The 25,519-nt window shown below is 36.9% G+C and carries 25 protein-coding genes and 1 riboswitch; of the genes, 8 read left to right on the top strand and 17 right to left on the bottom strand.

Translation table 11 applies throughout. The annotated features are described in order from the left end of the window. Positions 1-189 precede the first annotated feature (189 nt). Positions 190-1,914 (bottom strand): glutamine--tRNA ligase/YqeY domain fusion protein, encoded by a 1,725-nt coding sequence (locus tag G0028_RS08330; RefSeq protein ID WP_180045397.1) that lies wholly within the window; start codon positions 1,912-1,914, stop codon positions 190-192. Positions 1,915-2,080: 166 nt separating this feature from the next. On the opposite strand from G0028_RS08330, the gene G0028_RS08325 reads away from it, so the two are divergent. Beyond that, positions 2,081-2,590: a peptidylprolyl isomerase gene (locus tag G0028_RS08325; RefSeq protein WP_130073766.1), complete on the top strand. Its 510-nt coding sequence runs from the start codon at positions 2,081-2,083 to the stop codon at positions 2,588-2,590. A gap of 137 nt (positions 2,591-2,727) precedes the next feature. Then, positions 2,728-3,450 carry a UDP-2,3-diacylglucosamine diphosphatase gene (locus G0028_RS08320; protein ID WP_174492829.1) on the top strand — a complete coding sequence of 241 codons (723 nt, stop codon included), beginning with the start codon at positions 2,728-2,730 and terminating at the stop codon, positions 3,448-3,450. Between the two features lie 41 nt (positions 3,451-3,491). Here the strand turns inward: G0028_RS08320 and G0028_RS08315 are convergent, their stop codons facing one another. Beyond that, positions 3,492-3,845, bottom strand: a complete 354-nt coding sequence (locus G0028_RS08315; protein WP_130073768.1) for a hypothetical protein — start codon at positions 3,843-3,845, stop codon at positions 3,492-3,494. Between the two features lie 249 nt (positions 3,846-4,094). Between G0028_RS08315 and G0028_RS08310 the strand changes: the two genes are divergently transcribed. Further along, positions 4,095-4,514, top strand: a complete 420-nt coding sequence (locus tag G0028_RS08310; RefSeq protein WP_130073769.1) for a hypothetical protein — start codon at positions 4,095-4,097, stop codon at positions 4,512-4,514. Positions 4,515-4,579: 65 nt separating this feature from the next. On the opposite strand, the gene G0028_RS08305 is transcribed toward G0028_RS08310, so the two are convergent. Together G0028_RS08305 and hpaI are read right to left on the bottom strand one after the other, a co-directional pair. Next, complete coding sequence (locus G0028_RS08305) at positions 4,580-5,110, bottom strand: hypothetical protein (RefSeq protein WP_180045396.1); 531 nt, start codon at positions 5,108-5,110, stop codon at positions 4,580-4,582. A gap of 427 nt (positions 5,111-5,537) precedes the next feature. Next, entirely contained in the window at positions 5,538-6,335 is a 798-nt protein-coding gene (hpaI, locus tag G0028_RS08300) for a 4-hydroxy-2-oxoheptanedioate aldolase (RefSeq protein ID WP_180045395.1), read from the bottom strand. Between the two features lie 230 nt (positions 6,336-6,565). Between hpaI and nfsB the strand changes: the two genes are divergently transcribed. Continuing rightward, positions 6,566-7,219 carry an oxygen-insensitive NAD(P)H nitroreductase gene (gene nfsB / locus G0028_RS08295; RefSeq protein ID WP_180045394.1) on the top strand — a complete coding sequence of 218 codons (654 nt, stop codon included), beginning with the start codon at positions 6,566-6,568 and terminating at the stop codon, positions 7,217-7,219. Between the two features lie 60 nt (positions 7,220-7,279). On the opposite strand, the gene G0028_RS08290 is transcribed toward nfsB, so the two are convergent. Both G0028_RS08290 and G0028_RS08285 read right to left on the bottom strand, forming a co-directional pair. Beyond that, a complete protein-coding gene (locus G0028_RS08290; protein ID WP_174492833.1) occupies positions 7,280-8,524 on the bottom strand; it encodes a D-amino acid dehydrogenase in 1,245 nt (414 codons plus the stop codon). Positions 8,525-8,664: 140 nt separating this feature from the next. Continuing rightward, positions 8,665-8,753: riboswitch (glycine riboswitch) on the bottom strand. Positions 8,754-9,036: 283 nt separating this feature from the next. Next, positions 9,037-10,425, bottom strand: coding sequence for a methylenetetrahydrofolate reductase C-terminal domain-containing protein (locus tag G0028_RS08285; RefSeq protein ID WP_180045393.1), 1,389 nt, complete (start codon positions 10,423-10,425; stop codon positions 9,037-9,039). A 391-nt stretch (positions 10,426-10,816) separates the two neighbouring features. On the opposite strand from G0028_RS08285, the gene mutS reads away from it, so the two are divergent. Beyond that, positions 10,817-13,456, top strand: coding sequence for a DNA mismatch repair protein MutS (gene mutS / locus G0028_RS08280; RefSeq protein ID WP_180045392.1), 2,640 nt, complete (start codon positions 10,817-10,819; stop codon positions 13,454-13,456). Between the two features lie 51 nt (positions 13,457-13,507). On the opposite strand, the gene G0028_RS08275 is transcribed toward mutS, so the two are convergent. Both G0028_RS08275 and G0028_RS08270 read right to left on the bottom strand, forming a co-directional pair. Continuing rightward, on the bottom strand, positions 13,508-15,091 hold the full coding sequence (locus G0028_RS08275; protein WP_180045391.1) for a fatty acyl-CoA synthetase: 1,584 nt from the start codon (positions 15,089-15,091) through the stop codon (positions 13,508-13,510). Between the two features lie 285 nt (positions 15,092-15,376). After that, positions 15,377-15,934 carry a hypothetical protein gene (locus G0028_RS08270; protein ID WP_180045390.1) on the bottom strand — a complete coding sequence of 186 codons (558 nt, stop codon included), beginning with the start codon at positions 15,932-15,934 and terminating at the stop codon, positions 15,377-15,379. A 406-nt stretch (positions 15,935-16,340) separates the two neighbouring features. On the opposite strand from G0028_RS08270, the gene fdxA reads away from it, so the two are divergent. The 3 genes from fdxA (at position 16,341) to G0028_RS08255 (ending at position 18,348) form a co-directional block, all read left to right on the top strand. Next, positions 16,341-16,664: a ferredoxin FdxA gene (gene fdxA / locus G0028_RS08265; RefSeq protein ID WP_130073778.1), complete on the top strand. Its 324-nt coding sequence runs from the start codon at positions 16,341-16,343 to the stop codon at positions 16,662-16,664. 134 nt (positions 16,665-16,798) lie between these two features. Then, a complete protein-coding gene (locus G0028_RS08260) occupies positions 16,799-17,521 on the top strand; it encodes a D-Ala-D-Ala carboxypeptidase family metallohydrolase (RefSeq protein ID WP_130073779.1) in 723 nt (240 codons plus the stop codon). Between the two features lie 161 nt (positions 17,522-17,682). Next, positions 17,683-18,348 carry an O-methyltransferase gene (locus G0028_RS08255; RefSeq protein ID WP_174492837.1) on the top strand — a complete coding sequence of 222 codons (666 nt, stop codon included), beginning with the start codon at positions 17,683-17,685 and terminating at the stop codon, positions 18,346-18,348. A 332-nt stretch (positions 18,349-18,680) separates the two neighbouring features. Here G0028_RS08255 and G0028_RS08250 read toward each other — a convergent pair whose 3' ends face one another. From G0028_RS08250 to G0028_RS08210, 9 genes are all read right to left on the bottom strand, one after another. Next, the gene (locus tag G0028_RS08250; protein ID WP_180045389.1) at positions 18,681-19,523 is read right to left on the bottom strand and encodes a universal stress protein; all 843 of its coding nucleotides are present in this window, start codon (positions 19,521-19,523) and stop codon (positions 18,681-18,683) included. Positions 19,524-19,655: 132 nt separating this feature from the next. Continuing rightward, positions 19,656-20,270, bottom strand: a complete 615-nt coding sequence (locus G0028_RS08245; protein WP_180045388.1) for an acyltransferase — start codon at positions 20,268-20,270, stop codon at positions 19,656-19,658. Continuing rightward, complete coding sequence (locus G0028_RS08240) at positions 20,263-20,859, bottom strand: IMPACT family protein (RefSeq protein WP_180045387.1); 597 nt, start codon at positions 20,857-20,859, stop codon at positions 20,263-20,265. Before G0028_RS08240 ends, G0028_RS08245 begins: the two co-directional genes overlap by 8 nt. 113 nt (positions 20,860-20,972) lie before the next feature. Then, complete coding sequence (locus G0028_RS08235; protein WP_015586042.1) at positions 20,973-21,674, bottom strand: IS1-like element ISPa14 family transposase; 702 nt, start codon at positions 21,672-21,674, stop codon at positions 20,973-20,975. A 129-nt stretch (positions 21,675-21,803) separates the two neighbouring features. Further along, on the bottom strand, positions 21,804-22,550 hold the full coding sequence (gene lptB / locus G0028_RS08230) for an LPS export ABC transporter ATP-binding protein (protein ID WP_130073784.1): 747 nt from the start codon (positions 22,548-22,550) through the stop codon (positions 21,804-21,806). Next, entirely contained in the window at positions 22,550-23,113 is a 564-nt protein-coding gene (lptA, locus tag G0028_RS08225; protein WP_130073785.1) for a lipopolysaccharide transport periplasmic protein LptA, read from the bottom strand. Before lptA ends, lptB begins: the two co-directional genes overlap by 1 nt. Beyond that, positions 23,100-23,645 carry an LPS export ABC transporter periplasmic protein LptC gene (lptC, locus tag G0028_RS08220; RefSeq protein ID WP_130073786.1) on the bottom strand — a complete coding sequence of 182 codons (546 nt, stop codon included), beginning with the start codon at positions 23,643-23,645 and terminating at the stop codon, positions 23,100-23,102. The genes lptA and lptC overlap by 14 nt, the downstream gene beginning before the upstream one ends. Before the next feature lie 45 nt (positions 23,646-23,690). Beyond that, positions 23,691-24,230 (bottom strand): KdsC family phosphatase, encoded by a 540-nt coding sequence (locus tag G0028_RS08215; RefSeq protein ID WP_130073787.1) that lies wholly within the window; start codon positions 24,228-24,230, stop codon positions 23,691-23,693. Between the two features lie 3 nt (positions 24,231-24,233). Further along, positions 24,234-25,211 (bottom strand): KpsF/GutQ family sugar-phosphate isomerase, encoded by a 978-nt coding sequence (locus G0028_RS08210; RefSeq protein ID WP_130073788.1) that lies wholly within the window; start codon positions 25,209-25,211, stop codon positions 24,234-24,236. Between the last annotated feature and the right edge of the window lie 308 nt (positions 25,212-25,519).

The raw sequence follows: 25,519 nt of genomic DNA, 5'->3' as shown, positions 1-25,519 counted from the left end.
ACAAAAATCCTTTGTTAGGCAAAGGGGACTCCTGTCGCCTTTGCCCAACGGCGACATCCATGTCGCCACGCGATAGCACCATCGTTTTTAAAGCAAAAGCGACTAAAATATATTAAGTCAATTTAGCAGTTTGGTATAAATATAAAAAACCTAGCCGAAGCTAGGTTTTTTATGTACTGACACTAACATTTATTTCGCAGGTTTAAAACTATCTTTTAAATCTAAAATACGGTTAAACACAGGTTTTTCAACAGTATGATCATATTGATCTGCAACAAAATAACCTTCACGTTCAAACTGGAAACGGTCTTCAGGATTTGCCAAAGCCAAAGCTGGTTCTACCACAGCCTGAACGATTTTTAATGACTCAGGATTTAAATGTTTTAAGAAATCATCATCCGCATCTGGTGCTGCTTCGTTAAATAAACGGTCATAGACACGTACTTCCGCAGGAATACCTTTGCTCGCTGAAACCCAATGCACCACACCTTTCACCTTACGCCCTTCAGGGTTCTTACCTAAAGTTTCAGGGTCAATTGAACATTTCAACTCAATCACTTCACCATTGGCATCTTTAATGACTTCATCACACTTGATCACATAAGCATGACGTAGACGTACTTCACCTTCAGGAATTAAACGCTTGAAGCCTTTCGGTGGTACTTCCTCAAAATCTTTACGATCAATATAGATTTCTTGCGTCAATGGAATAATACGTTCGCCCATATCTACATTTGGATGACGTGCGTGTGTTAAATCCATATCTTCAGGTAAATTGGTCAAGGTCACTTTTAATGGATTCAATACTGCCATACCACGCGATGCAGTATTTTCAAGTGATTGACGAATACAGAATTCAAGCATTGCAACATCAACAATACTACCGTCAACTTTCGTTACGCCTACACGCTTACAAAAATCACGTAAACCTTCAGGAGTAAAGCCACGACGACGCATCCCTACAACGGTTGGCATACGTGGGTCATCCCAACCATTGACATAATTGCCTTCAACCAATTTACGCAACTTACGTTTAGAGGTAATGGTGTAATCCACATTTAAACGACTTGATTCATATTGGTGTGGAACAGCCGGTGATTTCACCTTTTCTACCACCCAATCATAAAATGGACGATGATCAACAAATTCAAGTGTACAAAGTGAATGTGTTACACCTTCAATGGCATCTGATAAAGGATGTGCATAGTCATACATTGGATAGATTTTCCAAGTATTCCCAGTTTGATGATGCTCTGAATGCAAAATACGATACATAATTGGATCACGCATATGTACGTTTGGTGAAGTCATATCAATTTTTGCACGAAGAACCGCTTGCCCTTCACCCAATTCACCATTACGCATTTGTTCAAAACGCGCTAAGTTTTCTTCAATTGAGGCATCACGTTGTGGCGAATTTTTACCTGGCTCAATAAAATTACCACGATTTAAACGGATTTCTTCAGGAGATTGTAAATCAACATAAGCATCCCCTTGTTTAATCAATTGAATCGCCCATGTATAGAGTTGATCAAAATAGCTTGATGCATAACGCGGCTCGCCATTCCATTCAAAACCGAGCCATTTCACATCATTGGCAATCCCATCGACATATTCTTGTTCTTCAGCATCAGGGTTGGTATCGTCAAAACGTAGATTACATACACCATTGAACTCCTCTGCAATGCCAAAGTTTAAGCAAATTGCTTTCACATGACCAATATGTAAATAACCATTTGGCTCAGGTGGAAAACGTGTTACAACAGTTTTTGTGCGTCCTGCTTCTAAATCGTCAGTAATCACTTGACGCACAAAATCCAAACCTGCCTGTTGTTCTTGCTGCGCAGCATCGACAGGTGCAGTATTGGTTGTCGGGTTCTTTGGCAGTTCTGAAACAACATCATTTGGCTTCATAGTTGATAAATCACTTCTATAAGTTAAAATAGGATAATAAAAATGCATTTCTGCGAATTGATACAAAAGAAATTCGCATTTTTGCTTGCCTTGTAGTTTACAGTTTGCTTATGCTTCTCTCAACCAAAAACCCATGGCTTTTTAGCCATGATTAGGAGATTATAGAATGAGTTTTCCTCAAGTCGAATTAAACACCAATAAAGGACGCATTGTTCTTGAACTAAATTCTGAAAAAGCGCCAAAAACTGTAGCTAACTTTTTGGAATATGTTCGTGATGGTTTCTATGACGGCGTCATTTTCCACCGTGTGATTGATGGTTTCATGGTTCAAGGTGGTGGCATGGATGAAAACTTCAAAGAAAAAGCGACACGCGATTCTATTGAAAACGAAGCGGATAACGGTCTAAGCAATGACATCGGTACGGTTGCAATGGCACGTACTCAAGCACCTCACTCTGCTTCTGCACAATTCTTCATTAACGTTGCAAATAACTCATTCCTTAACCATTCAGGTAAAACTGCGCAAGGTTGGGGTTATGCTGTATTTGGTAAAGTGACTGAAGGTTTAGACGTTGTGAATGCAATTAAAGGCGTGCGCACAGGTAATCGTGGTTATCACGCTGATGTTCCTTTAGAAAATGTTGTAATTGAATCTGCAAAAATCATTGCTGAATAAGAATCCCTCTCCTAACCTCCTTTTAAAAAGGGAGGAATTTCCTTTAATTAAATATATAAAGGAAGAAAAGTCCTTCTTTATTAAAGATGGGTGAGGAGCATTGCTCCGTAAGAGAGATTCAAAAAATAGGAAAAAAAGTGACCCATCTGTTTATCGCCGATTTACATTTGTCACCTGAACACCCTCGACTCGTTCGGGGGTTTTTAGATTTACTTGAACAATATCAAGATAAAAACACACAATTATATATCCTTGGTGATTGGTTTAATGCGTGGGTTGGAGATGATTACACTGCGCCATGGTTAGATGAAATTGTTAAGCATTTAAAACAATTTACTCAAGTTGGAAATAAAATCTATTTCCAAGTCGGAAATCGTGACTTTGCTTTAGGTCAAAAATTCTTAGATCAATTTAATGGGCAATTTTTGCCTGATGAATTTGTTCTCAAGATTGCCAATAAAAAATTTAGACTAGAACACGGCGATGCACTGTGTACCGATGATGTGTCTTATCAACGATTTAAGAAAATCATCCGAAATCCAATTATTCTTGGAATTTTAAAAAGTACCCCACTCTCTTTTCGTCAAAAACTCGCCAATGGTTTTCGTAAAAAAAGTCGTGAATCTCAACAGCATAAAACTTATGAAATTATGGATGTGAATCAGCAAGCGGTAGAAAAAGCCCTTTCTGATGTAGATATTTTGATTCATGGACATACCCATCGTCCTGCGATTCATAACGAATTTGACAAACAACGGATTGTTTTGGGTGATTGGCGTGAAAAAACGTCTGAAGCGATGATTTTAGAGGTAGATGAAAATGGGGCACTAAGTTTTATAAAATGGGATATCCGTAATTAAATGATATTTTTATTGCGCGAGGATATTCAAATATAAAGTCCTTACAGTTGAATATTCAAAATTTCCAAATCCCTCATAAATTCATCTGCTTCATTTTCGGGTAGTAGGTGAATTAAACTTTTAACGTCATTCATTTTTATTAGGTTATCTATTTGACTTTTTAAGTTTTGCTTTATTTGATATTCCCATGATCCTGTCAAAGTCAGCTGTATAATCAAAAGCATAAAATTTTCCAGCAATGAGTCAAATGAGTTTTCAAATTGGTGAAATGTATAAGCCAATATTTCTAAATGATTCCAACCTTTAGAAAATGCTAAGTCTCTACAACCATCGTAATATGTCTCTAAAACCCAAGATTTTATTGCAAAATAATTTTCTCTATCTTCATTTAACATTATTTAACTCCTTTCAACTATTTAATATTAAATAATTTATTAAAAAATAGTGATACATTTTTTTAAATAATATAGTCATAAATTTATAACAGTATTGCTGTTACTTTATCTCAGATATAACGCCTCATAAGTTAATTTTTAAACTATAAGCATAAAAAACTAATAATTGCTCAACAATTCCGCACTACATTCAAAAACTCAGCCAAGACTTTGATATGATTGACCCAACCATTTTGTCTTGAGTTTCATATGTCTAATTTTAGCAATATCACTGTCAATCATCATGAAAATGACAAAGTATCTTTACTCATTGACGGACAGCCAATTTCTGAACGCTATGATATTCATCATGAAAAAAGTGTGATTGATGAGTTAAAAGCGTTAGACGATGGTCAAGCACTGAAACTATTTGAACAATTTATTTTTTCACATCAAGATTTAAACTTAGAACATGCTTATTTATATAGCACCTGCATCGTGAAAAAAAATGATGCTTATGAAATTGCTCGCAATTTTGTTTACCGTCTCACGGTTTCAGGTCAAGCACCTTCTGAGCATGTCATTACCAACCAAGGTAAAGCAATGTCACCTGAAGATATTAAAAAATTTATCGAAAACCATGTCGAAATGTCATTAACTAAATATACAGATCTTAAGTACGCATATTAATCTATAGATGAATCAAAAAGCCTTAACACATAGGGTTAGGGCTTTTTCAAAACCAGCAAAGCTACTTAAAACTTAATTTTATCATCACCAAGTTTCGCAAACTGGGCTTCCATGTCATTTAATGCGTCCGTAAAACCAATCAGTGAGATTTTATGTTCTATCGGTTTGTTTTTAACCTGATAAAAACGTGTAAAAGCAAAATTACCACGCTTCATTTGTCCAACTAAACTACTGGCATTACGAAATAAACCTTCACGCTCTTGCGAAGTATCACTTTGGTCTACACGAATATAAGCTTCACTATTTTTTTGATGTTTTTCACCGATATTAATAATATATTGATTATTCAAACGCAAAATCGAAATAGGCCCTTTACTCATCACGCATGCTTTCATGTCATCAAAAGCTTTATATTGACATTTAATTTTCCAACTTGCCCGTCCCAATAATCTATTTTCCATTGCAGAAATCGTATCAATTTTCGATTGATTACCCACCTTAGTAATCAGTGAAGATAATTGATCATCTGCTTGTACTGAATTCATGGCAGATATAGATAGAACCAACAACCCCAATTGTAAAGTTTTTTTAAACATAAACTTTCTCTGTTAAAATATTGCTGAAATATGTGATAAAACAGCAATTTATAATACTAAATAATTTCGGTTGCACTATACCCGAAAATAAAATTTTTTCACACTTTTATAATAAATAAACTTAAATAACAAACAATTAATCTAAATCATGATTAATCATATAATGTCTCTATCTTACACTTGAATTTAATCTATAAAATGTAATTTTATTAGCTATTAACATAAATTCCCTTGCAATAGATCTCTTGCGTTAGTCAAAATTTAAACAGGCGAAAGCTATATTTTATAAGGTTGTAACTGATTAAAAAATTAGCTAAAAGCATATTTTCGCAAGAGGTCTAATATATCTTCAAAATATAATTTTTGTTGCTCTACATACATTTTATGAAAAAATGTAAAATGTATGTAAAACTTTCTTTATGATTTTCTAATAGCCATTTGACTTAGGCTGTATTTGATAATCTTTTTTATATTTACTGAGTAATTCACCTAAAGCATTCATCAATACACTCGTATCAACTCCAACAGCAACAAATTCTGTGCCCAAATCTAAATATTTTTGCGTTACTTCAGATTGCGTTGACAAAATGCCCGCTGCCTTACCTGCGGCGCGAATACGTTGAATTGCGTCAATCACTGCTTTTTGCACTTCTGGATGATTCGGATCGCCTTGATAACCCATGGTGGCAGATAAATCCACCGCACCAATAAATACCCCATCAATCCCGTCTACTTTTAGAATGTCATCTAAATGTGTTAAACCCTCTACTGATTCAATTTGAATCAATAAACAAATATTTTCATGTGCCGTCGCATAATAATCAGGAATTGTATTCCAACGTGTAGCACGTGCCAAAGCAGCTCCCACCCCGCGAATCCCTTCTGGTGGGTAACGCACTGCTTTAACCATCAGTTCGGCTTGTTCAACACTTTCAACCATCGGAATTAACAGTGTCTGTGCACCAATATCTAATAACTGCTTAATGAGCTGTACACTGCCGACCGGAGGGCGAACCACGGCTTGAGAAGGATAGGCAGCTATACTTTGTAATTGGGATAACGTAGTTCTAAGATCACTCGGTGCATGTTCTCCATCAATCAATAACCAATCGTAACCTACATTTGCAGCAATTTCAGTACCATAAGCATCAGCCAAACCCACCCACAAACCAATTTGCTGCTGGGTTTTTAATCTTTTTTTGAAATGATTAGTATAATCAATCATATACTTCACTCTTTAGCACGATATATCTATTTTGAGTATTAAACGCCGATTTAATAAAAGTACCAATATCGATTTCATATCGCATCATTTATTAAATGTCTTAATCTAAAATAGGGTATGCACTCTGCTTTTCTTGAAACATAAAAGGTATAAATGATTGCAAAATTATTCCTCCATTTGCCTGAAGTTTAAAGTAAAATCGATCATTATCGATTTACGGAATTGTATGTATGGATTTGCTCAGTATTTCTAAAAACCGTTATACCACCAAAGCTTATGATTCGAGTAAGAAAATTCCTCAGGAAAAATTTACACGTTTATTAGAAATTTTACGTTTGACGCCATCTTCAATTAATATTCAACCTTGGCACTTTTTTATTGCAGATCATCAAGCAGCAAAAGAACGTATTGCCAAAGCATTGGTGGGTAAATATGCCTACAATGCGCCCAAAGTTTTAGACTCATCGCATACGATCTTATTTTGTACCCAAGCAGATATTTCTGAACAGCATCTTGAAAATCTACTCAATCAAGATGACCGTAGTGGTCGTTTTAAAAATGCGCAAGCCAAACAAGGTCAAAAAGACAGTCGTATCGGTTATGTTGATTACTACCGTAATGAAAAAGGTGATATTCAACGTTGGGCTGAAAATCAAACCTTTATTGCATTGGGTCAAACCTTACTTGCAGCAGGTATTGAAGGAATTGATGCCACACCAATTGGTGGTTTCGATGAAGACATTCTCAGTCAAGAATTAGCTTTGACCGAACAAGGCTTAATTCCTTCGGTTTTACTGACTTTAGGTTATCGTAGTGAACAAGATTTCAATGCAAAGTTGCCAAAATCACGTTTAAATAAAGAAGATATTTTTACTTTGTTATAATTTAAAAGGTCATCAGAGGAAGCTTCTCCTCTGATGACCTTGATACCTATTCCAATAACACTAGATCGGATGAGCACTTGCAATTTCTTGGCTAATCATCACGGCCGTTGCTGCTGATAGTGTCCAACCTAAGTGTCCATGTCCTGTATTATAAAAAACCCGTTCCCGCTTACCACGTCTGACTACAGGCATCATATTCGGCATCATGGGTCTTAAACCTGCCCAAGGCACACAATGCTCCGTTGATATTTCAAAATTTTTATTGACCCAATCTGTCAAGGGTTGAATACGATCTGAACGAATATCACGGTTATAGCCATTAAACTCCGCAGTTCCTGCAACTCTTAATCGATTATTTCCCAAACGAGAAGTCACAATTTTTGCACTTTCATCAAGCAAACTGACCCAAGGTGCACTTTTTTGACTGTTTTCATCTTCTAATTGCACTGTAATCGAATAACCTTTGACGGGATAAACATTGACTCGATCACCCAATTTTTGCGCCAATTGGTAACTCCCCACCCCTCCACAAACAACGATTGCATCTGCAAAAATTTGCTCTAAAGCCACATGTTCTTGCTGCATATTCTCTACACTTGGGTGATATTGAATGTATATGCCTTTTTCATTTTGCTCAACATTGACAACTTCCATACCAAATAAATAATTCACACCATATTTTTCAGTTGCTTTTGCCAATCCCATCGTGAATTTATGAATATCTCCCGTTGCATCATCTGGGCAATAAAAACCACCATAATAATGCCCTGTTAAACTTGGCTCTATTTGCTTAATTTCTTCAGGACTAATCGCATGACGTTTTAAACCGCCACTACAGAGTAAGTCATTGACAGATGTTGCTACTTTATAATCCGCCTCATTATAATAAAAATGTAAAATTCCTCGTTTTTCTAAATCAAACTGAATATTTTCTTGCTCAGCAATCGCAAATAAACGCTCTCTTGCCAATAAAGCAAGGCGTACAGTTTCTTTAGTATTTTCTTGATAATGTTTAATATTTCCTAAAAATTCCACCAACCACGCATATTTATGCAAATCAAAAGAAGGATTCAATAATAATGGTGCATTTTTCTTCGACATCCATTTAATCCCCTTTAGCACAGTCGCTTTTTGATTCCAAACTTCTGCATTACATGCCGATAGTTGTCCACCATTAGCAAAAGAGGTTTCCATGGCAGGAAATAAATGTTTATCAATGACTGTGACTGTATAGCCGAGTTGAGCTAACTCATAAGCAGTCGTTACACCTGTAATTCCAGAACCAATCACAACAATACGACACATATACACACTCCTTTGAAATATACCATTTCAAGTATGCCTCATCTGTCATTTTTACCTGAGAGCTTCGAAAATTACATAAGATATTTATGCAACGTCCTTCCCCTTCGGTGAGTCATGGTATCTGACTACTCTCCAGATTTTGTATTATTACAGTCCTTTTGCCTGAGAGATTCCGAGGTCGTTGCTCCTTCGGCGAGTCTACAGAAGACTTCTCTCCTGCAATAATATTTTATTGTTATACAGCAATTAATATGCCATTTTGCTCAAAAAACACAAGTACTAATCAACTTCTAAATGAATAAATACGAACATTACAACATGCTCTACAATGCTGTAATGACAAAACGTTAAAACCGTTGAATGGTCCATTCGAGATAAAATAAGCTACGATTCAATACATAAAAGAACTCAAGAAAATGTTCCTTTTATTCTTTTCAATCCCACTTTAAAGCTGTCATGCCATCACTCAAACACTCAACAACACATCGTCCAATCACACAATTGCAAGCAACCTATATATCTCTAAACCAATTTTTCCAAGAACTACTATCCCGTATATGTAAAGGAACTGTAGGGATTAATTCTGTTTTTAAGATTTCAGTTTGTTTGACTGCTTTGGCTAATCGAGCTTTCACTGAATGGATACATTCACGATCACCAAACTCACAACGGTCTAACGTTGTCCCGCCACAGGGTCCATTTGCCAAACCTTTAGGGCAAGTTTCAGGACAAATATACAAGGTTTCACCCAAACGGCATTGCCCACAACTTTCACAGCCCACAATAGCATGCTTACTTACCCATTCAGTTTTTAACAAAGCATGAGCCATAGGTGTTTGATCCCAAAAATGGGATTTAAAAATAAAACGTCCAACACCTTTTGCCATCTTTGATTCAAAAAAAGCATCATGTATAAAGGACAAATGCTGATATTTTAAAATCTGTGCTGAGCTTATAGGGGATGAATAAGATCTCAACTCTGGGTGAAATTCTTTTCCTGTTTGCACCTGCCATAAATCATTCCAAAGTGACAAACACGCATCAAAATCAAGTGCACGGTAGGTCTCAATATAGCGCTGCAAACGCAGTTGTTCTTCTGCTTGGTGACAGGCTGACAAATGTACACCTGCAAAACCTAAATGTTGACATAGCAAAATTTGCAAAGCGCAGCGTTGGTATACAGGCTCAGTCAGCCCTAATGTCTTTTCTTCTTGTAATACTTTCAACATGTGCGTTGTAATCACGATGCCCGCAACTTGATGTTTCACCATAAAATGAGCACGAGCCAAAGTTAAAGGCATAACACATGCTAAAATTTTTTGAGCATCATGTTGTTCAGTTAAAAAACTTTTTACCTGCTGTAAAGCTGCGATGTCATAGCCCAATTGCGTAATGATAAAATCTGCGCCAGCTGTTAATTTTTTACGTAATTTAAAATACTGCGCATCCTGTTCTGCTTCAGCATATTTAAAAGGATTAAATGCCACCCCAATAAGAAATCCACCTTGTTTTTTTGCGGCCATTACCGCATTCACTGACTCTAAATAACGCGTTCTCGGCTGTTGACCCTCCCCAAAATTATGGTGTTTTAATTTATCCCCTGTTAGTAATAATAAGTTGTGTTGTCCACTATTTTTCGCTGCTGTTAGAAAATTTTCAAAATCGCTAATATCTCGTCCTTTTCCTGCAAAATGTAAAACTTTTTCAATGTCTTTTGCATATAAGTTCGCAGCATCTAAAGGGGATAAATCCGTATCAGAATGAACTCGATCTGCCAATGTCATACAAACAGGAAAACCTGCCAACTGCTGAGGAACAGGCAATATTTCTTGTGTAGACGTCAGATATTCAAGCAGTACACAAAATTGATTTTGTGCCAGATAGTGAGACAAACGGGACATAGGAGCAGAATCTAAAGGATAGAAGCAAAATATAAAAATAAATTATAACATGCATATAAAAAATTCATTCACAATAATAATGAGTATGAAAAGCTATTTTTCTAAAAAATAATGCAAGTTGTGATGTGTTCAACTCTACTCAACCACACTTGTTGCTTATTTCCACAAGTCAATCAGAAATCATTTTTGTGATTCAAGCCGAATTTGTTAAGATGAGCAACGAAATAAATCAGGCAGCTCTTACTATTCATCCGATCTATGATGAAGTAAAAATAGACGAAGGCAATGTCTCTGCCTGTATTTAAATTAACATATGATGTTTGAAATGGTTTAACAGCCACACTTGCATATTAAGCATATTTATTATTCAAATTTAAGGTTTTTAATAAACATGAATAGCGTAGAACTAACGGCTGACCTCTCTAGCTTCACCCCGATGATGCAGCAATATCTCACCGTTAAAAGACAACATCCTCATTCACTGATGTTCTATCGAATGGGAGATTTCTACGAACTATTTTTTGAAGATGCAAAAAAAGCCACTAAACTTCTTGGCATCACATTGACTCATCGTGGTAAAGCCAACGGTGAGCCCATTCCAATGGCAGGTGTACCCTACCATGCTGCCGAAGGCTATCTCGCACGTTTAGTCAAAAAAGGCGAAACGGTGGTGATCTGTGAACAAGTAGGTGAAGTGACAGGAAAAGGCCCTGTAGAACGTGCTGTCGTGCGCATTATCACGCCAGGTACACTCACGGATGATGCATTACTCACCGCACACCAAAGTTCAAATCTATTGGCACTATGTATTCAACATAACCAAATGGGGATTGCACTCTTAGATTTGAGTGCAGGTATTTTTAAGGTGCAACAACAAGAATATAAACCTGAAAATTTACCTTTAGAATTAGCACGTTTAATGCCAAGTGAAATTTTAATTGATGAAGACTTGGTCGACACGCATATTATCGAGTCAATCAAAAAACAGATTGATTGTCCAATCACCAAACGTCCAAATGTCGATTTTAATCTTAATAATGCACAAAAAACGTTATGTGACCAATTTGCTGTTTCGACCTTATCGGGCTTTGGGATTGATCATTTACCTTTAGCCAAAGCAGCAGCGGCATCACTTATTCACTATGCAAAAGAAACCCAAAAAACAGCTTTACCCCATATTCGTTCAATCAAACTTGAGCAAAGTAGTGATTTTATTGCACTTGACCCTGTAACACGACGTAATTTAGAAATTATTGAACCCCTATTTGAACATGGCACATCGCTATTTTCACTGATCAATGACACTGAAACGGCAATGGGGGGACGTTTACTCAGCCGTACGCTCATGCAACCGCTGCGTGATAGCGCAATTTTAGATGCACGTTTGGATGCGATTGAAATTTTGCTCAAAGGGTATCATGAGTCTCCGATCCGTTTGGTATTAAAAGACATTAGTGATATTGAACGTGTACTTAGCCGTGTTGCCTTGGGCAGCGCTCGCCCGCGTGATTTGGTGCAACTACGTCAGGCATGTGCGCAAATTCCATTGCTCAGACATGCATTACAACCCATTTTAACACAACAAAATACCAGTGTTTTACTGAGCGAACTGAATCAAGAACTCGGCGATTTTAATGGCTTACATGCTCGCTTGATGTCTGCCATTGTGGAAAATCCACCTGTTTTATTACGTGATGGGAATGTCATTGCCGAAGGTTTTGACAGCGAACTCGATGAACTGCGTAAAATTCGAGATCATGCAGGTCAATTTCTCATCGATTTAGAAGCTCAAGAACGTGAAAATACAGGTATTCATACCTTAAAAATTGGCTATAACCGTGTCAGTGGTTATTACATAGAACTCACTCGTGCCCAAGCAGATCAAGCGCCTGAACATTATATTCGCCGTCAAACCTTAAAAAATGCAGAGCGTTATATCACACCTGAACTCAAATCTTTTGAAGACAAAGTCTTATCAAGTGAGTCTCGTGCCCTAGCCCGTGAAAAAATGCTGTTTGAGATGCTCTTAGAAGAATTACGTGCAGATATTGGCAATTTACAAATGATGAGTAGTGCGATTGCACAGATTGATTTATTAACCAATTTTGCCCATCAAGCACGTTTAAACAATTGGAATCGCCCTGAATACTTACCTGAGGTCGGTGTCAATATCATTGCAGGACGTCATCCGGTGGTGGAATCTTTAAGTAAAACCCCATTTACGCCGAACGATACGATGCTTGATTTTAATCATCGCATGGCCATTATCACAGGTCCTAACATGGGTGGTAAATCTACCTTTATGCGTCAAACAGCTTTAATCAGTTTGCTTGCTTATTGTGGTAGCTTTGTTCCTGCAAAATCTGCACAGCTTGGACCGATTGATCGTATTTTTACCCGTATTGGCTCTGCCGATGATTTATCGACAGGTAAATCAACCTTTATGGTAGAAATGACCGAGACATCCCAAATTTTGCATCACGCCACCAATCAATCTTTAGTACTTATGGATGAAGTGGGTCGTGGTACGAGTACTTACGATGGTTTATCTTTGGCTTGGGCATGTGTACTTGATTTGACCAAACGCATCAAATGTTTGTGCTTATTTGCTACGCATTATTTTGAGCTGACAGAACTTGCCAAAGAAAATGCGATTGACAATTATCATGTCACTGCCAAAGAACTCAATGGTAATTTGATTTTATTACACAAAGTACAAAAAGGCCCTGCGAGTCAAAGTCATGGTTTACAAGTTGCCAAACTGGCTGGTATTCCAGAAAGCGTGATTAAAGAAGCACAAAAACGCTTAAAAATTTTGGAAAAACAACAGCAGCAACAGATTAATCATACGGTGCAAAATGATTTATTTACTGAAATGGATAACACACCTGAAGTGATTGAAACTGTGGTAGAAATTGAAAAATCTTCACCTGCATTAGATGCACTGTCAGTATTAGATGTGGATAATTTGACCCCACGTGAAGCATTGGCACAGTTATATCACCTCAAAGATTTATTAAAAAAAGACTAGATTTACATCTAAACTAACAGACCTATTCCTCATAGGTCTGTTATGTCACATTTAACTCACATTCACTTCACTTTGCTGATACTGCTGTTTTAATACTCGTTTTAAAATCTTACCACTGGCATTTTTTGGTAAAGCTTCCGCAAAATGCACTACTTTTGGCATTTTATATGCAGATAAATGCTGTGAACAAAATTCCATAATCATTTTCTCATCCAAATGTTGATCAGGATGTAAAATGACAACCGCCGTAACAGCTTCAATCCAACGCGGATGTGGCGTGCCAAATACAGCAACTTCTTTCACAGCAGCCATACGGTAAATAATTTCTTCCACCTCACGTGTCGAAACATTTTCACCGCCTGATTTGACCATATCTTTAATACGGTCTACCACAAAAAGATAACCGTGTTCATTCAAATAACCCAGATCGCCACTATGGAACCAACCATGCTGAAAACTTTCAGCATTCTTTTCATCATTTTGATCATAGCCTTGCGTTAAATGCACACTGCGATGCACAATTTCCCCAACTTCGCCTTGCGGCAAAATTTTACCATCTTCAGCCATAATTTGCGTTTCTACATTAAATGCAGGTTTGCCCACTGAGTTTGCATATTCAACATGATCTTCAGGGTGTAAAACGGTTGCTACAGGTGCCATTTCGGTTTGCCCATAAAATTGCCAAAAGCGAATATGGGGTAATTTTTGCAGTAATTCTTCAATCACCGCTTTAGGCATAGCCGATGCTCCATAATACGCTTTACTTAATGAACCTAATTCTTTTGGATTAAATTTTTTAGAGTTGAGTAAGGCAATCCAAGCTGTGGGCGGGCAAAATAATTTGCTAATTTTCTCTTTGGCGATGGTTTCTAATACCGCATCTGGCTCAAAACGTCGAAAAATATAACTCGTTGCCCCTAAAATTAAATCAACATTAAAAAAAGCATCCAATTGTGCACAGTGATACATTGGAAAAGCATGAATTTCACGATCATTCGAACTCATCTGCCCTTCCACCATACAACTGGTATATTGTGCCAAGAGCGCTTCACTATTTAACAACACTCCTTTTGGCAAAGATTCAGTGCCACTGGTATACATCATACGGATCGGCTCATGGGCATGCAGTTCCACCTCAGGCAATACAATCGCTGTAGGCTTTAACAATGTATGGAAATTTTGCCATTGTGCTGCAACTTTTACTTGATTGAGATCAAGCACGACTTGCTGCGGTAAGTTAAAATTAATGTTAAGCAAAGCTTGTTCCATCACCGCACATAAATCATCTTCGACCACCACCATTTTAGGTTGTGAATGCTGCAATAAATAATTCACTTCTAAGGCATTTAGCATAAAATTAATTGGAACACTGATTACACCAAGTTGCGCTGTCGCATATAAAAGTGCTGGAAATTGCCAACAATTATGCGAGAGAATCATGAGCTTATCGCCTTTGCTTAAACCTTGCTGATGCAAATGCATCGCTATCTGCTCTACACGCTGATGAAACTCTTTAAAGCTTATCTGTTGCGTTTGATCAACAAGGGCTATTTTATCGCCAAAACGTTGTGCACTACGTCTTGGGATATCCGCAATATGCATACGGCGGGCGCGTTGAATGTCATTTTGAATCATGTTGCAAATCCTTTGCAGTTTTAAATTTTAATATGGCTGATTACAAAAACTTATACTTTTAACTAATTGAAAATATGAATTAACTCATGTCATTTTTTTGAACAAAAAGAAAACTTTTCTAAGCTTCTCACTAGAATTTAACATTGTTGTATTTTTAATCAAGATAATGATTGATGATTTTTAAATAAAAACTAACCTTTTGAGTTCATATTTTTTAAATTTAAATGTTTGAATAATCAATAAAATTTCAAATATTCACATTCAAAAGGTTTTATGGTTATTTTATTATTTAGGGATATAAGCACATGAGATTTCAACAAATGGCCAAGGATTATGCTGCTCATCTGGCAACCATGCATTATTCATTGTAAGTTGGCGTTTGTATTTTCCTGTTTGTGTTTCATTTAAATGATACATACGAATATTTAAGCCTTGTTCTTTAAACATTTGATGAGATTCTTGATCTGGCACTGCTTTGTATTTTTTTGCTAATGTTTCAATCAACTGAAGAGAATTTTGATTTGGAATATATAAACTAAACGTCATAAATTTATTATTTTTATCTATCTCGACCTTATTCACTGAATAATATTGAGTTTTAATGCCTAAAATCTGAATAGGCTGCCTCAGCACTGCATATTTTTCAGGGAAATCGAGTTTTTTTACTTCACGATCCGTCATTTCTTGTCTATGCTGATTTAAAGAGTTTAAAACATTTGCACTATCTTTTTCATTTGCTACACATGTAAAGCTATCAGTTATCATTTGCTGAGTAAGTTCAAGCGCCTCAGCATGCGTTTGGCAAAAACTTAACAATGTAAGGATAAAAATATATTTTTTCATTTTAACAATATACCTTTTGGGATTTATTTATACTTAATCAAAATCTGAATATATACGATATCCAAGCCTAAAAAAATGTGATCACATTCATACTTTAATTTTTTATTTTTAAAACTGATCGCTCAATTTACCCTAATCCACTTTTGTTACAACAATATATGGGGACATAAAGCTTCTCACTCACTTCCAACAAATTCAGCTAAACTATTCTGAATAATTGCTATTCAAATCATTTTAGGTGCAAACTTCATGTTTTCGGTTAAAAAAAATACAGCTTATTGGTTTAATAGTAAATTCAGCAGCCATTTATATAACAAATATCAATAAAAGCAATTGTTACTTACCCGCTTTTTTGCCTAAAATACACCATTATTAATTAGAACCATATTTTTAGGTAGCTGACGCCATGACCTTTGTTGTCACTGAAAATTGTATTAAGTGTAAATATCAAGACTGCGTAGAAGTATGCCCTGTAGACTGCTTCTATGAAGGTCCAAACTTCCTCGTGATTAACCCCGATGAATGTATTGACTGTGCATTATGTGAACCAGAATGCCCTGCAAATGCAATCTTCTCGGAAGATGAATTACCAGAAGGTCAAGAAGTGTTTATTGAACTCAATGCAGACCTCTCACAAAAATGGCCGAACATCACACAAATTGGTGATCAGCCTGAAGACCGTGAAGACTGGAACGGTAAACCAGACAAACTGCAATATTTAGAAAAATAATGCATAAAAAGATCAGCTTAGCTGGTCTTTTTTTATACGCTCAACTTAAAACATACATTTGTTTGCAATTTATACAGATTCTCTCCTAAAAATTAGAATAAAATAGGATGTTAATTTACAAGTACACATATAGAATGAAAGATATTTTGAAGGGCTTCTTAGCCATCAGCATAGTTCCAATGATGATGATCGGATGTACATCCACCCCTCAAAAAGGTCAGACCATCGGAACCCCTACACAGGGTCAACGTATTTATATTCCACAAGAAAAAGTGGAAATTCAACATACTGCTGCTCAAAAGGTCATGCCTGCTTCTTATCGCTATTGGCTCATGCAAGGTGATAACCAAGCTCGTGCACGCGAATATGAACGTTATTTAGAACAAAATAATGTCGGTAATATCATTCCTAGTTTTGAGTTATTTAAAACTGCACGAGATTGGCAAAAATGTGGTCGTTCCGAATATATGATTCCAAGTCGTGAAGTCTGGGCAAACCAAATTCCAACACTACGTGTATTTAAGTATTTAGTTGCCTCAAAAATCTTAACTGACTTTGAGGTAACATCAGTTTATCGTGATTTACCGCTAAACCAATGTGCAGGTGGGGCTGGGTCTTCTCGTCATTTATTTAACTCTGCCATTGATTTTCGTGTCGGTCCTGCTTACCCACAAGCACAAGATTATGCCTATATTGAAAATACCAAATTTAAACTCTGCCAATTTTGGTCGCAGTATGGTCAAAATTTTAATATGGGCTTAGGCTTATACGCATCAGGTCAAATCCATATCGATACTCAAGGTTATCGTACTTGGGGACCAGACCACAGTCGTAACAGTTCAATGTGTAATTTCTAGATTTAAAAACATCATGAAGAGGTCAACAGGCCTCTTTTTTATGTCTGCCTCAACTAAAATCAAAATCTAGAACAAAAAAGGTCAACGAGAATTGCACTCTACGCTCAAAAGTTTAAAATGCAGCTCATTCAAACTTGCCAATCTTATTCAGGTGAAACAATATGCAACAAATGTGGTCAGACATCGATACTTATATCGAATCACATTTAATTCCAGAAGATCCTATTCTCACTCAAACTTTAAAACATACCGATGAGCGTGGCTTTCCCGATCATTTAGCCGTTGCGCCAAATCAAGGCATGCTATTACAAATGTTGATTCAGATGAACAAATGTAAACGTGTTTTAGAATTAGGAACTTTTGCGGCATATAGCACCATGTGGTTAGCACGTGCACTCCCTGAAGATGGCTATATTTTAACAATTGAAGGTCGAGATACGCACGCTGCTTTAGCACAAGAAAATATCGACAATGCCAAATTGCCACAAACAATTGATCTTAAAGTAGGACGTGCCGCTGATATTTTAAAAGCCTTGCCTGCAAATACCGAAGCGTTCGACTTTATTTTTGTCGATGCTGACAAACAAAGTTATCCTGAATATTTAGAACTCAGCTTAAATCTGTCCCACTCAGGTACGATTATTGTATTAGATAATGTAATTCGTGCAGGTGATATATTAGATCCTGAGAATATTAAACCAAGTATTGAAGGCATCCGTGAAATGTATCGTGCCATGCAAAATCACCCTAAAATTTTATCTTGTACTGCGCTACAAACAGTAGGAAGCAAAGGACATGATGGTTTTGCAATCGCCATCGTAAAGTAATCGTTTTTTATCTTAATAAATAGGTCATTTTGATCATGACATCATCTCTACAAGAGGATGATCAAAACTGAAATTTTGCATCTAATTTAAAATGAGTTATCCACTAAAGTTGTTCATAGACTTGTGGATAACTCACCTATAAGAATATAAATATTTAAAAAATAATAACTTTTTAAAAAAGTTTAATTTTTATTCGATTCAACCTAAACCTAAAATATTTTTAAGTTCCATTAAAAAAGCAAGCATTTTAATCTTCATTGTTATCTTGTCAGATAAAGAATGTCATGCTGCATCGAAATTATGCCATCTTTTAAGTCTAAGCTAATCATGATTTACTTCACCACCAAAAGCGGAACATTGGCATTACGAAAAATTGTGGTTGTCACACTTCCTAAGAAGAATTGATGGATTTTACTGTGGCTAAATGCGCCTAATACAATCAATTGGATCTGATGTTGGTTTTGATAATCTAAGATATTTTCCGCCACATCACCATAACGATACTCGATCACCACATCCAGACCTGCTTCTTTTAAACGATTTGCAGGTTCATTTAAAATTTCAGGATGATCGCCCACATAGAGTAAATGACATTGTAGTTGCCGCAGTAAATCACTTTGTTCAACACGTTCTAACATTTTCTGACAGGTTTCAGAATATTCATAAGCAAAAATAAAGCGTGTTGGCGCTTTAAAGGTTTCACCTACCGTTAAAACAGTACACTTTGCACCACGAATAAAGTTTTCAACATTCCCTCCAATGGCTTTATGTTTTTCTGCAGAACGCTCACCTACGCGACCAATGACGACAAAATCATCTGAACGTAAAACCCCGAAACTCTGTTCAAGAAAATCACCTTTTTCTTGGATTTTTGTCGGTGTAATACCATACTGCTGTTGAATCGTTTCAGAAATATGCGTTAAGAGATTATTACTATAATCAAGCGCCAATTCACTTTGTTTTTGTTCTAATTCAGCAAGTTCCTTCAGTAACATCGCATTACTTTCAAAACCAATCACACCACTAATTTCACCCAAGTGATAGCTCGCAGGATAATAATCAAGCACTTGCAAAAGCACCAACTCTCGTTGAGTTTTTTGGGCAATCCATGCCGCAGCCTCTGCCAATGCATTAATACATGGTGAAGAATCAATACATGCAATCACACGTTTCATAGTCGCCTCTCTTTGGCATGACAGCCCTAGGTCTCTTTCTTATCTATAAAAGTAACATAACTTTTTTATGCTTTGGGCATGATCATGTAATTAATTTCATCAAAACAGCAGGAATTTTTACAGAATGTTCACCTAATCACGATATCGGATAAAACGTGCAGGGTTACCCACCACAATTTCTCTTTCTGCAATATTCTTAGTCACCATGCTGTTCATTCCCACGACAGCATGATCACCAATCGAAATGCCATCTTTGATGCCAACATGCGCACCTAGCCAAACATCCTTGCCAATTTCAATCCCTTTTGAGGTGACAGCCTGTTGATAAATAGGACTATTTAAATCCATCCCATGATCAAAAGCATATAAATGACAATATGCTGCGATCCGTACTTGATCATGTAGTTTGATCCCGACACGTCCACCATCTAAAATACAATGATGATTAATCGCAACTTCATTACCAATGTCTAGTGGACCATGCAAAGTACAATCTGCTGCAATAAAAGTATTATCGCCAATTTTTATATTCCGCCCCGGTTCAGCAAAAATATGTGCCAAGGGTGAAATAAAACAATTTTTACCAATTTCAATGGTTTCCATGTCCATTAAATATTGCTGATAGTCTTGTTGCCACTGTTCTGCCCACACACAATTTTTAGGCTTAAGGGAATAATACAACCAAGGCATATAGTTCAAACGATGCTTATGTTGTTCTCGATATTTTAATAAACGTTCTTCAGTCATTTTCACTATCCATGACTTTTAAAGTTTCTCGCCCACGCGTGACATGCTGAATTTTATCAGCCAGAAGTGTGATTTGATGTAGTTGCAAACGCGCTGCTATTTCAACGCCTTCCGCATGGTATTGTTCAGTAAATTCGATATTGTGTTGATTCAGCTCATATTGAAAAATAGACCATTCATTAAATAGACATTGAAAACGCACATCTTTTTTTTCAATGAGCTCAACCTTTTCTGCCAAAACTAAACATTGCCCTGCACAGCCACCATATGCACGCACCAAACCGCCCGTACCTAGTTTAATGCCACCATACCAACGATTAACAAGCACAATGGTATTGGTCAGCTCATTACCTTCAATGGTGGCTAAAATCGGGCGACCTGCTGTTCCAGATGGCTCACCATCATCATTAAATCGTACATGATGTCCAATTTTCCATGCCCAACATTGATGTGTTGTCGATCCATCTAAATGTTTTTCTAAAAAGTCTTTTACTGCTTGCTCATTTTCAACAGGGGCAGCAATGGCTTGAAAACGACTTTTTTTAATGTCTTCTTCAAAAAAAACTTCAGTTACAAGGGTAAATGGCATAAATCTAAAATGTTAAATCCTCAATCAATAGGCAGTATAACCTATTTTATTTTGAATACTGCAATCTGTTGTATGTATAAGAATTTGGTGGTGTTTCAAAAAGTATGCTGACATTAAATGAAGCCATTATTGATGTAAAAAAAGGTTAAGTCGAAAGCTTTAAAATGGTTTTCAATCTTTTTTGAAAAATTACAACTCCTTCTAAAACCGCGCCTAATTCGATGCCTTATTTTGCAATTATTACCTTCAATACCTACAGTAAAAAATTTACCAATACTTTGCTTGCAGTTTTTAAAAGCAGTTATGAAACTGTCCCAATGATCACTTGCAATTCGGGTGTAGTGAATACCTAATTGTTTAAGCTTTGCCTTCAATCGTTGAACTGTAGCTAAGTCTCTTTTACCCCAAACATAAGCAACAATCTCACCTGTTTCTCGATGGTAGGCGTAAATAAGCCATTGTTTATTATTTTTATTTCCCACAAAAGTCCAAAACTCATCAACTTCAAGAGACTCATAATGACTTTGTTTAGGCTGAATTTGGTAGGTCGATTCGGTTAAAGTACGTAAAACTTTACCGATACTGATTCGCTCAACTTCAGCGATATCTCGTATACCACTACCTCTGACCATCAACTGTAATATTTTTCGAGTAATGCCTGAATGACATCCTAGATAGCTCAGAGCATGGTCACCAATAAACTGACGTTTACAGTCTTTGCACTGATAGTTTTGTTTCCCATCTACTTTGATGCCATTTTTCTTTATACTGTCACTGAGGCAGGTTGGACATTTGATTTCTAGAGTTATTCGCATTTCTCTATTTTATCAAAATTCAACCTGCTTTGTTTCAGCATACTTTTTGAAACACCACCTAAGAATTTTAATACAAAAAATAAAAAAGAGAGCGTATGCTCTCTTTAATCAACATAGAGAAAATCATCATTAAACGGTAAAATCATCACCGAGGTAAACTTCACGCACAGTTTCATTTGCTAACACTGCTTCTGGTGTGCCTTCAGCAATCACGGCACCTTCACTCACAATATAAGCATGCTCACAAATTGCTAAGGTTTCACGCACATTGTGATCAGTAATCAAGACGCCAATGCCTCGATCTTTAAGCTGACGAATAATGTCTTTAATATCACCCACTGAAATCGGATCGACACCTGCAAACGGTTCATCTAGCAACATAAATTTCGGATCTGCTGCCAAAGCACGGGCAATTTCAGCACGACGACGTTCACCGCCCGACACACTCATGCCTAAAGAATCTTTAATATGGGTGATTTTAAAATCTTCCAATAATTCTTTCAGACGTTGTTGACGTTGTTGCTTGTTTAAATCTTTACGCGTTTCCAAGATTGCCATGATATTTTCAGCAATGGTCAATTTCCTGAAAATAGATGCTTCTTGTGGTAAATAACCAATCCCTTTTCGCGCACGTTGATGCATAGCAAGGTCTGAAATATCTTCATTATCTAAATGAATTTCACCTTTATCCATACGCACCAAACCGACCACCATATAGAAACTTGTGGTCTTCCCCGCTCCATTTGGTCCAAGCAGCCCAACGATTTGACCGCTTTGCATACTAAATGAAACATCTTTCACCACCCAACGTTTACTATACACTTTCGCCAAGTGTTTGATACATAAGGTTTGTGGTTGGTTTAATGCTTCTGTCATTAATCACGCACCCCTGGGAAAGATTTACTCGCATTTGGCGGAATAATAATTTGTACACGACCTTTGGTGCCTGAAGCACCTGTACTACCACTGGCTTCAATATCACCTTTATTCATGCTGTATTTCAAGGTACTACTACGAATACTCGCACCATCTTGATAAAGATAAGCATTACCAATCAAATTGATCAAGCCTGTTTCTGCATTGTAAATAATTTTTTGTGCTTCACCACGTGCAATGCCTTTCGCTGTATCCACTTGTTGTTGAAATTTTGCAGGTGAACCATTTGCTGTAATGGTACTGATTTGTTTGTCTTTATTGAGTTGAGCTACAATTGAAGCCGCTTGTAACTTCATTGTTCCTTGCTCAATAATGACATTGCCCGAATACGTGGTCACGCCTGTACGCTCATTATACGTTGCTTTGTCGGCAACTAATGAAATCGGCTGATTACGGTCAGATGGTAATGCAAATGAAGTTGCAGAAACACAGATTAAACCTGCAAGCCACAAAGATTGTTTTAGGAAAGTTTGTGGTTGGGATAAAAATTTAGTTAGGTACATACTTTCCTCGAATATGTGAAAACTCGTATTCACCTGTGGTTAAATTTGCGTTTAAACCTTGGCTGATAAATGATGCATTAGGTGCGGTGACAGTCACTTGTTTCTCGGTTTCTAACATACGTTTTTTCGGATAAGCCGTTAATTCATCAGTTAAAAATACCAATTGTCCTTGTTCACCTATTTTTGTCGCTTTGACTTCACCTGTCAAAACAACTTTTTGGTTATCTTCATAACCGTGGGCTTGCTTTGCATAAAAAGTGGAATTTACCTGATTATTTTCATACATCGATGCATTTAAATTGCTCAATTTTGAAGTATCTTTTTTCAAATCTTGCTCTAAATGATCAACCGTTGCACGCACATGTAAATTACCATTTTCATCGGTTTGTACGACATGAATACCCTCAGCAGAATAAGTCATATTTTGGGCAGAGTCTGCATCCAATTTTTGACCTTTACCACTGTAATAGTAATAACCACCACTCACTGCTGCGATCAGCACTGCGGTGACATACAACGCTTTAGTATCCATAAATACTCATCAACATACTGAATTTAAATACAGGACTGCACCATATTAATGTGGGATTGCAATGAATTTTTCAAGGAGTTCTTGGTAAACACCTTTTGACATCAGTAACATATCACACACTTCTCGTACCGCACCACGTCCACCCATCGCTTGTGTTACAAGGTCTGCACGGCGGCGCACTTCCACATGCCCATTCGGTACAGTGACTTTCATCCCTGCAATGGCAAAAGCTGAAAGATCAGGCCAATCATCGCCCATATATAAACAATCTTCTGGATCAATATTAAGCTGTGCACAGGCTTGACGTAAAGCAACACCTTTGTCTTCACGTCCTTGATAAACTAAGTCTACACCTAAGTCAGACATACGTTTTTCAACAATATTGCTTTTACGCCCCGTAATAATGATGACTTTAATGCCTGCTTGCTGTACCAATTTCATACCCAAACCATCACGAATATCAAAAGATTTGATTTCGTCGCCTGTATTGGTCAAAGTTACAAAACCATCACTTAAGATACCATCTACATCTAAAACCAAAGCTTCAATATGGCGCGCTTGTTCTAATAAAACATAAGAAGCCATGGTTTAGTTTACTCCTGCTTGGATTAAGTCATGCATACTGATTACACCGATAACTTTATTGGCATCATCAACCACAATAAATTGGTTAATTTTCTTTTCATTCATCTTTTCTAAAGCTTCAACTGCACGTGCTTCTTGTGAAATGGTAGATGGATGTTGAATCATCACTTCTGACACCGCCAAATTCACATCAAAGCCTTGCTGTTTATCGATCAAACGGCGTAAATCACCATCAGTAAAAATCCCGAGTAAAGTATCTTTTTCATCGACGATGGTGGTTAAACCTAAACGCTTATTGGAAATTTCATACAATACTTTGTTCATTGGGGTATCTGGTGATACTTTTGGCAGTTCTTCACCTGTATGCATTAAATGTTTGACATGCAATAACAAACGTTTACCCAATGCTCCCGCAGGATGAGATCGAGCAAAATCATCCGAAGTAAAACCACGCGCTTCTAATAGCGCAACTGCAAGTGCATCACCTAAAGCTAAAGTTGCAGTGGTACTTGAAGTCGGTGCAAGACCGAGTGGACAGGCTTCTTGAATGTCCCCCAAAGTCAAAGCCACATCTGCATTTTGTGGCATTGGCCCTTTGTCATGACCACTAATGGTAATTAAAGGCACACCTACATGTTTGATGAGTGGCATCAACATCATGATTTCATCGCTTTTTCCTGAGTAGGAAATCGCAATCAACACATCCCCTTTGACCAACATACCCAAGTCGCCATGCCCTGCTTCACCGGGATGCATAAAGAAGGATGGTGTTCCTGTCGAGGCAAAAGTCGCAGCCATTTTGCGTCCAATATGACCTGACTTACCCATTCCCGTGATCACTAAACGCCCTTTACACTGTAAAATAATTTCACAGGCTTGGCTAAAGCGTTCATCAATTTGTGATGCTAGGACTTCTAAAGCATGCTCTTCGATGCTTAGGGTTTCGAGTGCAACTTTTTGAAAATCAATCTGATTCGGCATGTTTGTAGGATTCAAAGTCGATTTACCTGATCTTTGCAGAGAGGATCACTCGCTGCAAGCAAAAAATAATTTTGGCAATTTTATCATAGCTATGCAGCGAAGGTATTTTCTAAATGTATAATTTTCATTTTCTTAGCAATGAATGTGCATAATTTATGTAGAGAAATAAGTTTTATCGATTTTTCAAGTTCATGATATATGATGTGTGCTGAAAAAAACGGAGGCTTTAACTTGGTAAACTAAACATACTCATTAGAAGTTTACTATGAGCAAAAACAAAAGATTTATACAGTAAAATATTCAAAACT

It is taken from the genome of Acinetobacter piscicola (assembly GCF_015218165.1).
In the GTDB taxonomy this organism is placed as follows: domain Bacteria; phylum Pseudomonadota; class Gammaproteobacteria; order Pseudomonadales; family Moraxellaceae; genus Acinetobacter; species Acinetobacter piscicola_A.
Note: the sequence above shows the minus strand (reverse complement) of the source record. Positions and strands in the feature narration are given on the sequence as shown.

Excerpts from the sequence above, each read along its gene's own strand:
- G0028_RS08330 (WP_180045397.1), bottom strand. The coding sequence starts at position 1,914 with ATGAAGCCAAATGATGTTGTTTCAGAACTGCCAAAGAACCCGACAACC.
- G0028_RS08325 (WP_130073766.1), top strand. The coding sequence starts at position 2,081 with ATGAGTTTTCCTCAAGTCGAATTAAACACCAATAAAGGACGCATTGTT.
- G0028_RS08315 (WP_130073768.1), bottom strand. The coding sequence starts at position 3,845 with ATGTTAAATGAAGATAGAGAAAATTATTTTGCAATAAAATCTTGGGTT.
- G0028_RS08310 (WP_130073769.1), top strand. The coding sequence starts at position 4,095 with ATGTCTAATTTTAGCAATATCACTGTCAATCATCATGAAAATGACAAA.
- G0028_RS08305 (WP_180045396.1), bottom strand. The coding sequence starts at position 5,110 with ATGTTTAAAAAAACTTTACAATTGGGGTTGTTGGTTCTATCTATATCT.
- hpaI (WP_180045395.1), bottom strand. The coding sequence starts at position 6,335 with ATGATTGATTATACTAATCATTTCAAAAAAAGATTAAAAACCCAGCAG.
- nfsB (WP_180045394.1), top strand. The coding sequence starts at position 6,566 with ATGGATTTGCTCAGTATTTCTAAAAACCGTTATACCACCAAAGCTTAT.
- G0028_RS08290 (WP_174492833.1), bottom strand. The coding sequence starts at position 8,524 with ATGTGTCGTATTGTTGTGATTGGTTCTGGAATTACAGGTGTAACGACT.
- G0028_RS08285 (WP_180045393.1), bottom strand. The coding sequence starts at position 10,425 with ATGTCCCGTTTGTCTCACTATCTGGCACAAAATCAATTTTGTGTACTG.
- mutS (WP_180045392.1), top strand. The coding sequence starts at position 10,817 with ATGAATAGCGTAGAACTAACGGCTGACCTCTCTAGCTTCACCCCGATG.
- G0028_RS08275 (WP_180045391.1), bottom strand. The coding sequence starts at position 15,091 with ATGATTCAAAATGACATTCAACGCGCCCGCCGTATGCATATTGCGGAT.
- G0028_RS08270 (WP_180045390.1), bottom strand. The coding sequence starts at position 15,934 with ATGAAAAAATATATTTTTATCCTTACATTGTTAAGTTTTTGCCAAACG.
- fdxA (WP_130073778.1), top strand. The coding sequence starts at position 16,341 with ATGACCTTTGTTGTCACTGAAAATTGTATTAAGTGTAAATATCAAGAC.
- G0028_RS08260 (WP_130073779.1), top strand. The coding sequence starts at position 16,799 with ATGAAAGATATTTTGAAGGGCTTCTTAGCCATCAGCATAGTTCCAATG.
- G0028_RS08255 (WP_174492837.1), top strand. The coding sequence starts at position 17,683 with ATGCAACAAATGTGGTCAGACATCGATACTTATATCGAATCACATTTA.
- G0028_RS08250 (WP_180045389.1), bottom strand. The coding sequence starts at position 19,523 with ATGAAACGTGTGATTGCATGTATTGATTCTTCACCATGTATTAATGCA.
- G0028_RS08245 (WP_180045388.1), bottom strand. The coding sequence starts at position 20,270 with ATGACTGAAGAACGTTTATTAAAATATCGAGAACAACATAAGCATCGT.
- G0028_RS08240 (WP_180045387.1), bottom strand. The coding sequence starts at position 20,859 with ATGCCATTTACCCTTGTAACTGAAGTTTTTTTTGAAGAAGACATTAAA.
- G0028_RS08235 (WP_015586042.1), bottom strand. The coding sequence starts at position 21,674 with ATGCGAATAACTCTAGAAATCAAATGTCCAACCTGCCTCAGTGACAGT.
- lptB (WP_130073784.1), bottom strand. The coding sequence starts at position 22,550 with ATGACAGAAGCATTAAACCAACCACAAACCTTATGTATCAAACACTTG.
- lptA (WP_130073785.1), bottom strand. The coding sequence starts at position 23,113 with ATGTACCTAACTAAATTTTTATCCCAACCACAAACTTTCCTAAAACAA.
- lptC (WP_130073786.1), bottom strand. The coding sequence starts at position 23,645 with ATGGATACTAAAGCGTTGTATGTCACCGCAGTGCTGATCGCAGCAGTG.
- G0028_RS08215 (WP_130073787.1), bottom strand. The coding sequence starts at position 24,230 with ATGGCTTCTTATGTTTTATTAGAACAAGCGCGCCATATTGAAGCTTTG.
- G0028_RS08210 (WP_130073788.1), bottom strand. The coding sequence starts at position 25,211 with ATGCCGAATCAGATTGATTTTCAAAAAGTTGCACTCGAAACCCTAAGC.